The sequence below is a fragment of the Chryseobacterium rhizosphaerae genome, assembly GCF_003385455.1.
In the GTDB taxonomy this organism is placed as follows: domain Bacteria; phylum Bacteroidota; class Bacteroidia; order Flavobacteriales; family Weeksellaceae; genus Chryseobacterium; species Chryseobacterium rhizosphaerae.
In genome coordinates this window covers 20,075-34,019 of the sequence record NZ_QNUF01000041.1, presented here as the reverse complement: position 1 = coordinate 34,019, position 13,945 = coordinate 20,075, and the positions used below count along the sequence as shown (strand labels likewise).

The following is a 13,945-nucleotide window of genomic DNA, read 5'->3' as shown; positions in this document are numbered from 1 at the left end:
CCTTTAAGACATACATATGTAAAATAATTTATTTATGAAGTATTTATTTATCATTGCTTGTTTTTTTTCTTTTCTTTTTTCTGCTCAAAAAAAAAATTTAGCTTCTTCAAAATCTGCTATCGATGAATATTTTGGGGTTAAAATATTAGATCAATACAGAAATTTAGAAAATTTAGAAGATTCCAACACGATTAATTGGATGAAGTCTCAAACAGCTTATACAAATTCTGTTTTAGACTTCATCCCAAATAAAAGCTATTATTTTAATAAAAGGCTTGAATTTGATAAAAGACAGAGATATTCTATATCTAACCTAAAAGTTACGAGTAATGATAAATATTTTTATTTGAAAAAAAACGATAATGAGAAAGTTGCTAAGCTCTATTATCAGAATGGATTTTTAGGAAAAGAAAAATTGCTTTATGATCCTATCAACTATAGAAGTAATGAAACAAATCATGAATTTGTTATTAATTATATAAATCCAAGTTGTGATGGTAGCAAACTTGCGATCTCAATGGCGGAAAAAGGCAAAGAGCTGGCAGAAGTCATTATTCTTGATGTGGAAAAAAAATATATTTATCCCGAAGTTATTACCCAGATAGAGCCTGTTAGTGGTGGTGGAGTAAAATGGCTGGATGATAATAGTGGTTTTTTCTATCTTTATTATCCTACTACAGATTCAAAGTCTGTAGATTTTTATAAAAATACAAAAACGGTTTTATATAAAATAGGGCATGATCCTAAAGAGATAGTAGATGTTTTTTCTGCTAAAAATAATCCTGACCTAAAAATTACTGATGATCAGTTTCCAATGATTGTGGATTTTGATACCGATGATCAATATTATATTGGAATGTTAGTAGACTATCCAACTTACAGAAAAACATTTATAATTAGTAAAAAAGATTTACTAGCAGGTAAAAAAGATTGGAAGCCGTTCTATGATCCAAGTGATAAAGCGAAGAATTTAGAGTTATGGAAAGATAAAGCTGTTTTTTTATCAGCATATAACACCTCTTTTAATAAACTTTGTAAGACGAGTATTAATGATCCGGATTTTAAAGATCCAGAAGTTCTAATTCCTGAAAAAAAAGATGAATTTATTAAAAGCTACAGAATTACCAAAGATGGTATCTACTATACCACAACCAAAAACGGAGTAGAAGCAAAATTGTATTTATATAAAGAAGGAAAAGATATTTCTATTAAGCTTCCATACCCTTCAGGAAGTATTAATTTACAATCTCAAGGAGAAAACTCTTCTGATATTTGGATAACTTGTTCAGGTTGGGCTAATGATAGTCAACGTTTTAAGTATGACTTAAAAACGAATACATTTGCTTCTGAGAATTTATCTCCTGTTACAGAATATCCTGAATTTAAAGACATTCTAGTTAAGGAAATTACTATAAAAGCGAGGGATGGTGCGGAAGTTCCCGTTTCTCTGATTTATAATAAAAATCTGAAGCAAGATGGTGAAAATTTGGTTTTGATTGATAGTTATGGATCCTATGGAGTTTCAATGAATCCACTTTTTTCTACTACCTATTTATTATGGGTAGATCAAGGTGGAATGGTTGCAGTAGCCCATGTAAGAGGGGGGGCAGAAAAGGGTGAGAAGTGGCGTTTAGCGGGACATAAAGAAACCAAACCCAATACCTGGAGGGATTTAATAGATTGTACAGAATATTTGATAAAGGAAAAATATACTTCAAAGGATAAAGTAGCAATTTGGGGAGGTAGTGCTGGTGGAATTACTGTAGGAAGAGCTATGACCGAAAGACCTGATTTATTTAAGGCTGTCATTGCAGAAGTTGGTGTTATGAATCCTATTAGAGATGAAGCAACACCTAATGCTCAACCAAAAGAGTTTGGAAGTGTAAAAGATCCAAAAGAATTTAAAGCTTTATTAGAAATGGATGCCTATCATCATATTAAAAAAGGAATTAAATATCCTGCAACATTTATAACAGGAGGAATGAATGATCAAAGAGTAGCAGTATGGGAACCTGTAAAATTTGCAGCCAAATTAATGGCTGATGACTCCTCTGATAATCCTATTCTTTTGAAAATAGATTTTGAAGGAGGGCACTCTGGTAATGTTCCTGTTGCACAGCGATATGCTAATTTAGGAGATATGTTCACATTTGCGTTATGGCAATTAGGCCATCCTGATTATCAGCCAAAAGAAAATACAAAAAAGTAAAATGTCTCGTTTTCCTTATCATTTTTTTGCTGAGTATGTTGTTCGGACTTCTTTGTTCTCACTCAAAGACTTTCGAGAGCAGCTTAATAAAGATAATATTTCAGATACGGAATTAAAGGAAATATGCAGCGATCCTGTTTTTCAAGAGGCTATCTATTTGGCTTCGCCAAATTTGTATGATGAGATTAATAAATGGCTTCGTTCGAAAAAACAATTTTCTTCTAAAAACAATCAGAAACTAAAACATACCATACTAAAGTATTATAGCCGAATGAGTACACGCTGTACTCCATTCGGCTTGTTTGCAGGACTAGGGTTGGGGAAGTTCAATATAGAGGTTTCCAACGTTGTCAGTAATGATCAATATTCAACTGACAACCTACTGCGAGATACCAAATTGGATATGTATTTTCTTGTTTCCCTTGCGCAGCATTTTGTGCAACTCCCGGAGATAAGAAATAAACTTTTATTTTCTCCTAATAGCAGCATCTATAAAGTAGGTAATAAAATTCGATATGTAGAATACCAATATGCAGAAGGAAAAAGAGAATACATTATTTCTTCAGCTCCACTTTCTCAAGAACTACAAAAGATATTGAATTTTTCAAAACCAGGGAAAACCATTAAAGAGATTGTAAATATTCTTCTCAATGAACAGATAACGAAAAGTGAAGCTAAGGAATTTATAGAAGAATTGATTGATAATCAGGTTTTGGTAAGTGAATTGGAACCTAATGTTTCAGGAAAGGACTTCTTAGATACTATTATTATTGTTTTAAACAGGATAGAAGTAAAAAAGGTAGCTGAAATTTTAATTTCAATTAAAAATAAACTGAATGAATTAGATCAAAATCTTAGTTATCCAATCTGCAAGTATACTGAAATTGAAGAATTAATAAAATCCTTTGCAATAGGGTATGAACCCAAATATCTCTTTCAGACGGATTTGTATTTTAAGGATATATTTGCTTTATCCCCTCACTGGAAAAAAAAACTTAAACAAGGGATTAGCTTTTTAAATAAAATTACTTTAGGGCAAAAGGAAAATGAATTTTCAAGATTTAAAAAAGCCTTCTATCAAAGATTTGAAATGCAGGAAGTTTCTTTATTGTACGTGCTTGATACCGAAATAGGTATTGGGTATAAACAAAATGTTTCTCTAAAAGGCATTCATCCTTATATTGAAGACCTGATATTTCCTGTTTCACAGAAACACATAAACAAAAACATCGAGCTTACTTCGGTTCATTGGGTTCTTAATGAAAAGCTACAGGAAGCTTTATTGGATAATCAATACAGTATTGAATTATCTGACGAAGATTTTAAAGATTTTGAAGAGAAATGGGATGATCTGCCCGATACGATTTCCATAATGACAGAGATCATTTCGGATAATAATCAGGACAAATTATTTTTAAACACTAGTACTGGGAGTAGTGCTGCTAATCTTTTAGGACGATTCTGTTCCGAAAAATCAAAAGTTCAGAATCTGACAAAAACCATTACCCAAAAAGAGCAAGAGCTTAGATCTGATAAAATTTTAGCTGAAATAATACATTTACCGGAAGCAAGAATAGGAAATATAGTAAGAAGACCGGCTTTAAGACAATATGAAATTCCTTATTTAGCTCAATCTATTTTGCCAATGGAAAATCAAATACCAGCAGAGGATTTGTATATTTCTTTAAAAAATGATAAAGTTGTTTTACGGTCAAAAAAATTGAATAAAGAGATAAGACCTTATCTTACAAACGCTCATAATTATTATACGAACACTTTGCCTGTTTATCATTTTTTGTCTGATCTATATTCCCAAAATATCAGATCCGGACTTCATTTCAACTGGGGTGGGCTAGAATATATTTACACATTTTTACCGAGGGTAGAATACAATAATATCATTCTTTCAAAAGCTCGATGGAAGATTGTAGAAAAAGATATAGCTTCTTTGGAATCACTACTTTCAGACAAAGAAGACTTTTTGCTGGAACTAAGAAACTGGAGAAACAAAAGAAAAATTCCTGCTTGGATTCAGTGGGCAAAGTTTGATAATACTTTAACCATGAATCTGCAAAATTATGATATGGCAACAATTTTTATTCAAGCTATAAAAGGTGAAAAATCGATTATTATAGAAGAATTCTTATATAGTGAAAGCGATGACTTTAAACGTGAATTTATCTTCCCAATGTATAAAGCAAAATAAAAACATTCCAAAAGTTAGTGACACTCTTAGTATTTCAGAAAAAGTGCCACGAAAACTTATGTAAATTATTGAATATCAATATATAGTTATGATTATCAACTTGACTGTTCTATTATTAATATTTTTCAAACAGGTCTCAATTTATTTTTTAAGCCTGAACAGATCAAAAGAATTGTATTGAGGATCGTAACCTGTTAAAAGTTTGGTCTTCTGGATATCAAGTCGTTTATACCTATTGTTGGAAATGGCATTTAGTATTTCAAATTTTATATTTTTAGATTCAATACACAGATGCAGGAGTTGATTTAAATCATCGGGATGCAGATAGGCGCTTAAATCCCGCGCGTTCATTTCTGCGAAATCCTCCGGAAATTCATAGGCTCCGATTCTAAGACATATGGCGCTTAAGTCACTGCTAAAACAATGGTAGGAAAGCAGGGCCTCCCCAAAACATTTAGAAACACCATATAGGTTTCCGGGCTTTATAGGCATCTCGGGATTAAGCTGAACGTCTTTGGGATAACCTTCTATCGTTTGTGCACTGCTTGCATAGATGATTTTTTTACAACCGGCTGCAATGGCAGCATCAATAACATTCTTTGTTCCAATGATATTGGCGTCCAGTATATCATCAAATGTGGCATCTGGATTGGCAATGCCACCCAGATGAATAACAATTTCCACATTTTCACAAGCCTTCATGAGGCTTTCCTTATCTGTAAGATTTCCTTGAAAATATTCAATGGATGCATCTTGAATTTTGGGTGGATGGAGATCAAAAATTCTAATTTCATATTGATCTGAAAAAGATTTGATAAAGTGGCTTCCAATTTTTCCGGAGCCACCAGTAATTAATATTTTATTACGCATACGTATTGTTGAGGAAATTATATAAGTGGTTTAAGATAGTGATAAGTCCATGGTCACTACATGGAAGTTTCTATGGACAAATAAGGGAAAGGTTTACTGGAGAACGAATTGTTTCTTAACGGGAAACAGTTCGTTGGTTATAAAATACCTAGCTCTGCTCACATGCAGGGGCAACATGTTTCAATTGTTTTGCCTTTTCATTTTCTGCAATACTTTTCGGAAAGGTTACAAAGCTCAGAATAAATGTTACCGTCAACAGCAAAATACTCACCCATAAAACATACTGAACTCCATAATAAGCACTTACTATTCCGCCGAGAAATGCACCTAAGGAAATCCCAATATTATAGGATGAAGTCAATAGACTGTTAACGAATTCCAGTGCATGATGCGGAATAGACTGTGTGGTCCGGATATTTGAAACCAGAAATCCACCGGTATGGATCATACCCCAAAGGGAGATAATGATGACCATTGGAGTAAAAACTCCCCCAAGGTAATAAGCAAGAATCTGTACCGACATTAAGAGAAGTAAAAAGAGTCTCGCAGTTACAAGGACGTTGCGATTCAATGCTATTCCCATGAGCCAGTTCCCAAGAGTTCCCATGCCTCCGAAAAGAAGCAGCATCATGCTGATCTGTGCCCCGTTCATTTTTGTAATTTGCTCAAGATAGGCGGTAAGGTAAGTGTAGCTGGCAAACATTGCTGCCAATGTTGCTATACTGGAAATCAGGTTGAGCCAAAGAAGAGGACTTTTCAATATGGCTAGCTGATTTTGTGTGGATTTTGTATGATCTGCCGGAATAGAGGGGATAAAGAGCAACAGGCCGATAAAGGCAATTAAGCTTATAGCACTGCTAAGGAAAAATGATGCCTGCCAATGATGGAAGAGGTCTACAGCATAGGTTGTCAGGGGAATACCGAGCACTGTGGCTAAGCTTAATCCCAACATTACGGTAGATACTCCTTTTGCTCCTTTTTCTTTGAATGCAATGGCAATAGAAATATTCCAGAATAGAGGATGCAGTATCGCCGGTAATATTCGGGCGATCATCAGCGTTGTAAAATTTGTGGAAAAAGCAGAGATTAGGTTAGAAAGAACAAATATGCTCATGACCAGGCACAGCAGGAACTTTCGGTTTATTTTGGTTGTAAATGAAGTGATAAAGGGGGAGGAGACGGCTACAGTTATTGCGAAGGCACTAAGCAGCCATCCGGCAGTATCGATGGATACGCCGAATTGTCGACTGATAGTCGGTAGGATCCCAACGATCCCGAATTCGGTGGTAATGATGCCAAAAGCTCCCAGTGCCAGGACGTAGATTGATGTTTTCATTAATGCTTACAATTTTAATATAGCAAATTTGAACAGAAAAATTGTAAAAAATCAGTATATTTTAATGATAAATGGGTATTTTTGTCTTATGAAAAGAGAGAATATAGATCAATTGGTAAAGGTAGAGTACCATCAGGCTGCCAACTGTCCCTTAAAAGACAGTCAATTCTCCTTTTTCCAGATTGTATATGTCATTTCGGGAAAAGGATTCCTTAAGATCAATAATAATATGGCTTCTTACAGTGAAGGAAGCCTGATTCTCCTGACACCCAATGATCTGCACTATCTGGAAATTATTGAAAAAACAGATCTTTTGCTGGTGAAGTTCAGTGAACGGTATGTAAAGGAATACAAGTGGAACAGTATTAATTCAATGGAGTGTCTGTTGTATGGAGCTTCTTTTTTATCCGGATGTATTCTGCAGAATAAGCCTGACATTGTCTTGGTTGATTCAATCGTCGTTTCGTTGCTCCATGGCCTGAATCATCCTGACCTCTACCATGAGGAACTGACTCTGCATTATGTGAACGCATTGATTGTAATAGCAGCCAGAAATATTTCAAAGATGAGAGCGGAGAATGTAGCTTCCAATACCGATAAAAGAGTCCTTGATATCATTGATTATATCCAGGGAAATATCCATGATCCGGCATTGTTAAAGGTTTCTGCGATCTCCCAGAAGTTTGGGTTTTCTGAAAGCTACCTGGGAAGCTACTTTAAAAAACAATGTGGAGAAACCATACAGCATTTTATATTGAATTATAAAATAAGATTGATCGAGCACCGCCTTCTTTTCAGTGATATGCGGGTCAATGAAATTGTAACCGAGTTTGGTTTTTCAGATGAAAGCCACCTGAATAAGTTTTTTAAAAAACGACATCATATGAGCTTAACGGAGTTCAAAAAGACAAAAGGGCTTGTATCAATGGCTTAATGATCTTATTCTTGCATATTTGGCCACTTCTGATTCTTCACAAAGAAGCCTTAGAATCTCTGATCCTAAGGCTTCCTGTATTGATAACTTTTTAGTTTTAACTTAATATATCACAAGGTGCTATACAAATCACCCATGGACATCTTTTTATTCCCGGTGGTGGACAGCATGCTTCGGAACAACCCGATGCTCCACCATTAATACTTTTTAGCTGATCTCTTGAAATTTTCTTACAATTTTTCATGATAAAGTCATTAACTGGGTTCAACGTAAAACTAAGGTTGGTTTCCACCACCACATCCATCATATGGCATACATTGCCACTTTCCGCCGATTAAGCATATTTGACCACCTGGGCAGTTAATTCCCCCTTTAATTGATTTCATTTCCTGTCTTTGGATTTTTTTTAAATTTTTCATAATATTAAGCTTATTTGTAATTCGAAATTAATCAATTTTTATTAACTGAAGTGAAATTATTCTGAATTTTTTATCTTTATTGAGTTTGTGATAGTGGTGTTTTGTCTTAAAATTTGTTAATTAAATAATCCGAAGAGGCCTGGATGCGTGTAGAAATACCTGTTTAAACGGAATGCAAAAAATGATTGTATCAGGATAAAATCTTGTCTTGTGGCAAGTGAGTTTTCCCAGGTACTTGGTAATTTTGAATAAGAGTTTTTTGATTAACCTAAACATCATATTATGAAAAATTTATTTAAGTTTCTTACACCCTTGCTCATTGTGCTCTTCATGATGCTGACAGTATCAGAATTTTACGGGCAAAAGCTAACCCCATCTGGCAGCGGTTATGTACCCGTTAACAATACCAAAGTATATTATGAAGTGTATGGTGAAGGTAAGCCTATTGTATTATTACATGGTGCTTTTATGACCATTGATATGAATTGGGGACAGCTGATCCCGGAGCTGTCGAAGACCCGTAAAGTAATAGCCCTTGAATTGCAGGGACATGGACATACACCGTTTTCAGAAAGGAAATTAGCGCATACTACTTTAGCCGGCGATGTAGCCAAGGTCATGGACTATCTTAAAATTGAAAAGGCCGATGTTCTAGGCTATAGTTTTGGTGGAGCCGTGGCTTACCAGTTTGCCATACAGAGTCCTGAAAGATTAAATAAACTGGTGATTATCTCTGCTACCTATAAAAGTACCGGTTGGCTTCCTGAAGTAAGGAATGCTTTTAAGGCGATGAAACCGGATCTTTTTATGAACAGCCCTATGCAGGAAGCTTATAATGCTGTAGCTCCAGATAAAACAAAATGGACAAAACTTCTGGAGCAAATGATAGCATCTGCCGGACAGCCATTTGATTTGGGGGATTCCAATATTTCAAAAATTTCTGCACCCGTTTTAATCATATCCGGTGATAATGATGGCCTGGATAAAACGGAGCTTGCAAAAACCTATACATTACTGGGTGGAGGTGTCTCCGCTGATATGGCTCCCATGCCGAAATCTCAGCTGGCGATTGTTCCGGGACAGGGACATGTCAGCCTGATGATGCAGACTGCAACGATTCTCAGCTATCTGAACGGTTTTTTAAAATAACTTAAAACGCTACATAGTAAATTTAGATGACAGATTTTATCTTAATTCATAAATAGATCAATATGAGAAAAATAACCGTTTTATCAATGATTACACTGGATGGTGTAATGCAGGGACCAGGCGGTCCTGAAGAAGATGTATCCGGAGACTTCAAATATGGTGGCTGGACAGTATCTTATGGTGATGAGCTTTTTGGGCGGATCATGCATGAAGAAATGAAGCCGGCTGATTATCTTTTGGGAAGAAAGACATTTGATATTTTTTCATCGTACTGGCCGGATCATGCTAAATTTTGGCCGGCTATCAATGAGGGAACAAAATATGTACTGTCCCAAACTATGGAACAGTCGGATTGGAAGCATACCGTTTTTCTCAGAAATTTGACGGACATAAAGAATCTTAAACAGTCTGAAGGTGCTGATATTCAGGTTTGGGGGAGTAGTGAGCTTATTCATTTGTTGCTGAAACACGATCTCGTGGATGAACTTCGGCTTAAAATTTACCCGGTGATTCTTGGCGAAGGAAAAAGACTGTTTGACCACAATGCAGTTCCGGGAGCCTTTATCCTGGCAGAGAGTCATATGACCTCAAAAGGAGTAATCATCGCTCATTATAAACGGGCCGGTGAGGTTATAACAGGTAATATTGAAATCTAAGTAAGCTTATCTATTGAATTATATTGTACAATTACTGAAAACGGATACTATGGAAACAAAATTTGAAGCAGGAATTAATATAGCCATAAAAATTCCCAAAAGTAAATATGAAAAAACACTTGCTTTTTACAGGGACATTTTGAAGTTGGAAGTCGAAGAAAAACCCATTAATAATCCGACTGTGTCCAGAACACATGAAGTGAGATTCGGCAACAATATAATATGGTTAGATTGCGTGGATAACTACACACACTCTGAAACCTGGTTACAGCTTACCGTTCCTAACGTGGAAGAGGCAGCAGAATATCTGCGGTCAAACGGTGTGGAAACCTGTGACGAAATTGAGGAACTTCCTGAAAATATGCATTGGATTACCGATCCTGCAGGTACAGTGTTTAATATACAACAAACATAATAACAATACATGCCAATTTCAGGCTAATGGGAGTTGGCATCTTAGAACTTTTTACAGCATATTCGGGGTAAAGACCCTTACAAAAAAGCAGAGATCAAATGATTTCTGCTTTTTTTGGAATCTTATTGATTCATTTATTCAGGTACTGTCTCCATAAATTTGAGTATTTCTTCTCCGATTTCTTCGGCGTTAGTTTCCAGTGCGAAGTGTCCGGTGTCATAAAACGTAAGCCTGGCATTCGGTATATCTTTTTTATAAGCTTCAGCTCCTGCCGGTAAAAAGTACGGATCTTTGTTTCCCCATACCAATAGCATTTTGGGTTGGTGTTTCCTGAAATACTCGTGGAATTTAGGATATAAGGCTACATTCGTTCTGTAATCTTTCATTAAATCCAGCTGTATCTCTATATTGCCGGGTCTGTCAAGGAATTTCTGGTCCAGCGTGTAGGTTTCCGGAGCTATTAAAGATGGATCAGATACACCATGATGGTACTGAAACTTTGTCACTTCTTTAGATACAAAGCCTTTCAGTGCAGTCCGGTTGGCTTCCGATGGATCCTTCCAGTATTTTTGGATCGGATTCCATTCATTGCTTAAACCTTCTTCGTAAGCATTTCCATTTTGGGAAATGATACCCGTAATCTTTTCAGGATTATTCATTGCCAGGCGTAAGCCTACCGGTGCACCATAGTCAAAGATATAAATAGCAAACCGTTTCATTTCCATGGTATCAACAAACGCCTGTATGGTGGCAGTAAGATTGTCGAATGTATAACTGAATTGTGTATGATCCGGAGCATCCGAATAACCGAATCCAGGTAAATCGGGAGCTATTACGTGATAATTTTTGCTGAGCATAGGAATCAGATTCCTGAACATATGAGATGAGGTAGGGTAGCCGTGCAGTAAAAGTATAGTAGGCGCCTGTGAAGGGCCTGCTTCTCTGTAAAATAAGTTTAACCCGTTTACTTTAACGTTGCGATAGTGGATGGAATGGTCTTTCATACTGTGATTATTTAAATTTAACTTTTGATTGGATTGTGCCAGCGTCACATGGTTTACGGATAAGCCAAGTGACAAACCTGCAATTACCCGTTTACATATTCTTTTCATTTATTTTTTTTGAACATTCAAAATTAATACGGATATTTGATTATTAAAAACGATTAGTTTTGATTATTGTAATCACTTTTTATGATTAATTGAGATGAATACAAATGATTTGAAAATATTTGAAGCTGTAGCAGAGAGTGGAAGTTTCACAAAAGCAGCTTCCACGATGTTTACCGTTCAGTCCAATGTCACAGCGAGGATAAAAAGCCTTGAGGATGAGTTTGGGGCTAAACTTTTCTCACGTACATCCCGCAAAGTAGAACTTACTTCCGAAGGGATCATCCTGATGCAGTATTGTAAACAGATTCAGCATTTGATGGAGGAAGCAAAACGCAACATCCTAAGCAGTAGTCATGTGAATGGCAGTCTGAAAATAGGGTGTATAGAAACAACAATGGCATTAAAAGTACCTGAAATGCTCAATGCTTTTGAAGAAAAATATCCCGGTATCGAATTAGAATTTAAGTCAGATACCCGGAATTCACTGATATCCGATGTTTTGAACTATAAGCTTGATGCAGCTTTTGTCTCAGCTCCTCTTACGATCAACGGATTGGAAAAGATAAATATAAAGGAGGAACGGCTCGTTATTTTGTCATCTTCGGAAGGGCCATCGCTACAGGCCCTTATGTTAAAAGAACCATTGAAAATTATAGTTTTTGATGAGGGATGTATTTTCAGGGGGAGATTAGAATCCTGGCTAAGCCATAAAGGGATTCTTAATTACAAAAGTACTGTGCTGAATTCTATAGAAGGAATTATCAACTTCGTGGAAGCCGGCCTGGGAATCAGTTTATTGCCGGAAGAGGTGATCTCCAACTATTATTTGGGGAGGAAAATAAAGAGCTATGGTCTGAACAGGCAATTGGGAACAATGAATACTGTACTTGTTTTTAGAAAAGACGGCCCTCAATCAAGAGCTTTACAGTGTTTTATAGATACGTATTCACCATTATGAAAAATTAGGGTATTCAATAAAAAAGGGATAATGAATATCCCTTTTAAAATTGTTAATCCGCTTAGAAGTGTGAAAAAAGAATAACTTCCATTCTCTCTTTTATAAAACAACATTGTTATATTCAGATATAGGCACTTTTTACCTGAAAAATCGTTTTTGCATACTGTCAATTACGGCATCAATTCCATCTTTTCTTAACCATGTGTACTCTGATGAGGCGAGATCACCTGCAGTATAATGCAATTGTTTTTTACCATCTGTAGCCGCTTCATACACTATGTTTGCAATACTTTCGGGAGTGTCACGCTGGGCGGCAGCATCTCCTCTCATCACAGTAATATATTCATCGAAAACCTCCTGATACGCTTCATGGGTAACCATTTGTGCATTACTGCCAAAATTGGTCTGCATATAAGCGGGCAGTATGGTTTTGATCCCTATACCCAGTCCGTTTAATTCATAACTCATTCCTTCTGTCCATGTTTCCAATGCCGATTTTGTTGCTGCATAAACAGCAACAAATGGATAAGGAATGTTTGCAGTAGAAGATGTTACTGTAATAATGGTTCCGCTTTTTCTGGTTCTGAAATAGGGAAGGAATGCTTTTGTAACAAGGATTGTTCCTAAAAAGTTGGTGTTGATTTGCTGGGCCAGCTGTTCATCGGTAGTTCCTTCAAAAGCACCCATAAGTCCATAAGCCGCATTGTTAAACAGTACATCTACCGGGCTTATTTCCTCTGCTTCAGACGCTGCCTGAAGAATTTGTCTGGCATTGCTGATATCTAATTTCAAAAGATGGACGTTGGATAGCTGCGTAAGTTCTGTTTCTTTTTCGGGGTGTCGCATCGCAGCAATGACAGTCCAGCCTTTTGAGGCAAATAATTGGGCGGCTGCTTTTCCTAATCCCGAAGAAGCTCCTGTAATGAAAATTGTTTTGTTCATTTTTAAATTTTTACAATTGATACTGCAAAAATGCATCGTTAAAAAATGAACCTGTTTACCATTTGGTAAAAAGCAGCTTAACGTATATTTTTTCTTATTCTGCTTAACGATTGTTGTGTAATTCCCAGATAAGAAGCGATGTATGAAAGGGGAATGCGGTTGACAAGTGTTGGATATTTTTCCATGAATTCCAGATAGCGTGTGGTGGCATCTTGTGATACTAACGGGCTTACCCTTTCAAGTTTTTGAGCCAGCGATTTATTGGTAATTTTCTGAACAATATTTTCCCAGTCCATGATGGTGTCGGAGATTTCTTTCCAGTCAGAATTGGAAAATACAAGAAGCTTACAATGTGTTGCTGCCTGAATATATTCCGTAGAAGGCACATTTTTGAGGTTAAACAGCAAATGCTTTTCTTCTATGAAAATTTTGGTAATTTCTTCCCCTTTATTGTTGTAATAGCAAATACGGAATATGCCGTCAGTAATAAATCCGACCTGTCTCAAAACCTTACCCGCTTCTGCAAAATATTCATCTTTGTTAAGCTCTATTTCTTTTGCTTTACTTGTAATCAGATCTATTTGCTGTTGGTTCAGGTTACCAAACAGCAGTATGTATTCTATAAACTCTTCCATTACAATAAAATTAGCAATAATTGCTTTGTGATGAATTACCATTTGGTAAAAAGTATTTTTTAAATCCTTGGAGGACTATCGGATAAAGTACCTGAAATCTCAGA

Annotated in this window: 14 protein-coding genes; 7 read left to right on the top strand and 7 right to left on the bottom strand. The window is 36.0% G+C overall.

Features of this window, described 5'->3' with window-relative positions:
- Window positions 1-34 precede the first annotated feature (34 nt).
- Window positions 35-2,209: a prolyl oligopeptidase family serine peptidase gene (locus DRF57_RS22055; protein ID WP_047496227.1), complete on the top strand. Its 2,175-nt coding sequence runs from the start codon at window positions 35-37 to the stop codon at window positions 2,207-2,209.
- Window position 2,210: 1 nt separating this feature from the next.
- On the top strand, window positions 2,211-4,415 hold the full coding sequence (locus DRF57_RS22050; RefSeq protein WP_047496224.1) for a lantibiotic dehydratase family protein: 2,205 nt from the start codon (window positions 2,211-2,213) through the stop codon (window positions 4,413-4,415).
- A 141-nt stretch (window positions 4,416-4,556) separates the two neighbouring features.
- On the opposite strand, the gene DRF57_RS22045 is transcribed toward DRF57_RS22050, so the two are convergent.
- Together DRF57_RS22045 and DRF57_RS22040 are read right to left on the bottom strand one after the other, a co-directional pair.
- Window positions 4,557-5,285 carry an NAD-dependent epimerase/dehydratase family protein gene (locus tag DRF57_RS22045; RefSeq protein ID WP_115920886.1) on the bottom strand — a complete coding sequence of 243 codons (729 nt, stop codon included), beginning with the start codon at window positions 5,283-5,285 and terminating at the stop codon, window positions 4,557-4,559.
- A 148-nt stretch (window positions 5,286-5,433) separates the two neighbouring features.
- The gene (locus DRF57_RS22040) at window positions 5,434-6,621 is read right to left on the bottom strand and encodes an MFS transporter (protein ID WP_115920884.1); all 1,188 of its coding nucleotides are present in this window, start codon (window positions 6,619-6,621) and stop codon (window positions 5,434-5,436) included.
- Window positions 6,622-6,709: 88 nt separating this feature from the next.
- Between DRF57_RS22040 and DRF57_RS22035 the strand changes: the two genes are divergently transcribed.
- Entirely contained in the window at window positions 6,710-7,555 is an 846-nt protein-coding gene (locus DRF57_RS22035; RefSeq protein ID WP_084084946.1) for an AraC family transcriptional regulator, read from the top strand.
- Between the two features lie 97 nt (window positions 7,556-7,652).
- Here the strand turns inward: DRF57_RS22035 and DRF57_RS24280 are convergent, their stop codons facing one another.
- Window positions 7,653-7,799, bottom strand: a complete 147-nt coding sequence (locus tag DRF57_RS24280) for a bacteriocin-like protein (protein ID WP_410493777.1) — start codon at window positions 7,797-7,799, stop codon at window positions 7,653-7,655.
- Window positions 7,800-7,830: 31 nt separating this feature from the next.
- The gene (locus tag DRF57_RS24275) at window positions 7,831-7,974 is read right to left on the bottom strand and encodes a bacteriocin-like protein (RefSeq protein ID WP_157845090.1); all 144 of its coding nucleotides are present in this window, start codon (window positions 7,972-7,974) and stop codon (window positions 7,831-7,833) included.
- Between the two features lie 282 nt (window positions 7,975-8,256).
- Between DRF57_RS24275 and DRF57_RS22030 the strand changes: the two genes are divergently transcribed.
- From DRF57_RS22030 to DRF57_RS22020, 3 genes are all read left to right on the top strand, one after another.
- Entirely contained in the window at window positions 8,257-9,123 is an 867-nt protein-coding gene (locus DRF57_RS22030; protein ID WP_115920882.1) for an alpha/beta fold hydrolase, read from the top strand.
- A gap of 62 nt (window positions 9,124-9,185) precedes the next feature.
- Entirely contained in the window at window positions 9,186-9,779 is a 594-nt protein-coding gene (locus DRF57_RS22025; RefSeq protein WP_047496214.1) for a dihydrofolate reductase family protein, read from the top strand.
- Window positions 9,780-9,828: 49 nt separating this feature from the next.
- Window positions 9,829-10,194 (top strand): VOC family protein, encoded by a 366-nt coding sequence (locus DRF57_RS22020; RefSeq protein ID WP_115920880.1) that lies wholly within the window; start codon window positions 9,829-9,831, stop codon window positions 10,192-10,194.
- 134 nt (window positions 10,195-10,328) lie between these two features.
- Here the strand turns inward: DRF57_RS22020 and DRF57_RS22015 are convergent, their stop codons facing one another.
- Window positions 10,329-11,306 (bottom strand): alpha/beta fold hydrolase, encoded by a 978-nt coding sequence (locus tag DRF57_RS22015; RefSeq protein WP_206607215.1) that lies wholly within the window; start codon window positions 11,304-11,306, stop codon window positions 10,329-10,331.
- A gap of 94 nt (window positions 11,307-11,400) precedes the next feature.
- Between DRF57_RS22015 and DRF57_RS22010 the strand changes: the two genes are divergently transcribed.
- Complete coding sequence (locus DRF57_RS22010; RefSeq protein ID WP_115920878.1) at window positions 11,401-12,264, top strand: LysR family transcriptional regulator; 864 nt, start codon at window positions 11,401-11,403, stop codon at window positions 12,262-12,264.
- A gap of 138 nt (window positions 12,265-12,402) precedes the next feature.
- Here DRF57_RS22010 and DRF57_RS22005 read toward each other — a convergent pair whose 3' ends face one another.
- Together DRF57_RS22005 and DRF57_RS22000 are read right to left on the bottom strand one after the other, a co-directional pair.
- Window positions 12,403-13,206, bottom strand: a complete 804-nt coding sequence (locus tag DRF57_RS22005; RefSeq protein WP_115920876.1) for an SDR family oxidoreductase — start codon at window positions 13,204-13,206, stop codon at window positions 12,403-12,405.
- A 77-nt stretch (window positions 13,207-13,283) separates the two neighbouring features.
- Window positions 13,284-13,841, bottom strand: a complete 558-nt coding sequence (locus DRF57_RS22000; protein WP_047496345.1) for a Crp/Fnr family transcriptional regulator — start codon at window positions 13,839-13,841, stop codon at window positions 13,284-13,286.
- Window positions 13,842-13,945 lie beyond the last annotated feature (104 nt).

What these genes read in the sequence shown, in the direction of transcription:
- DRF57_RS22055 (WP_047496227.1), top strand. Translation starts at nt 35, where the DNA reads ATGAAGTATTTATTTATCATTGCTTGTTTTTTTTCTTTTCTTTTTTCT.
- DRF57_RS22050 (WP_047496224.1), top strand. Translation starts at nt 2,211, where the DNA reads ATGTCTCGTTTTCCTTATCATTTTTTTGCTGAGTATGTTGTTCGGACT.
- DRF57_RS22045 (WP_115920886.1), bottom strand. Translation starts at nt 5,285, where the DNA reads ATGCGTAATAAAATATTAATTACTGGTGGCTCCGGAAAAATTGGAAGC.
- DRF57_RS22040 (WP_115920884.1), bottom strand. Translation starts at nt 6,621, where the DNA reads ATGAAAACATCAATCTACGTCCTGGCACTGGGAGCTTTTGGCATCATT.
- DRF57_RS22035 (WP_084084946.1), top strand. Translation starts at nt 6,710, where the DNA reads ATGAAAAGAGAGAATATAGATCAATTGGTAAAGGTAGAGTACCATCAG.
- DRF57_RS24280 (WP_410493777.1), bottom strand. Translation starts at nt 7,799, where the DNA reads ATGAAAAATTGTAAGAAAATTTCAAGAGATCAGCTAAAAAGTATTAAT.
- DRF57_RS24275 (WP_157845090.1), bottom strand. Translation starts at nt 7,974, where the DNA reads ATGAAAAATTTAAAAAAAATCCAAAGACAGGAAATGAAATCAATTAAA.
- DRF57_RS22030 (WP_115920882.1), top strand. Translation starts at nt 8,257, where the DNA reads ATGAAAAATTTATTTAAGTTTCTTACACCCTTGCTCATTGTGCTCTTC.
- DRF57_RS22025 (WP_047496214.1), top strand. Translation starts at nt 9,186, where the DNA reads ATGAGAAAAATAACCGTTTTATCAATGATTACACTGGATGGTGTAATG.
- DRF57_RS22020 (WP_115920880.1), top strand. Translation starts at nt 9,829, where the DNA reads ATGGAAACAAAATTTGAAGCAGGAATTAATATAGCCATAAAAATTCCC.
- DRF57_RS22015 (WP_206607215.1), bottom strand. Translation starts at nt 11,306, where the DNA reads ATGAAAAGAATATGTAAACGGGTAATTGCAGGTTTGTCACTTGGCTTA.
- DRF57_RS22010 (WP_115920878.1), top strand. Translation starts at nt 11,401, where the DNA reads ATGAATACAAATGATTTGAAAATATTTGAAGCTGTAGCAGAGAGTGGA.
- DRF57_RS22005 (WP_115920876.1), bottom strand. Translation starts at nt 13,206, where the DNA reads ATGAACAAAACAATTTTCATTACAGGAGCTTCTTCGGGATTAGGAAAA.
- DRF57_RS22000 (WP_047496345.1), bottom strand. Translation starts at nt 13,841, where the DNA reads ATGGAAGAGTTTATAGAATACATACTGCTGTTTGGTAACCTGAACCAA.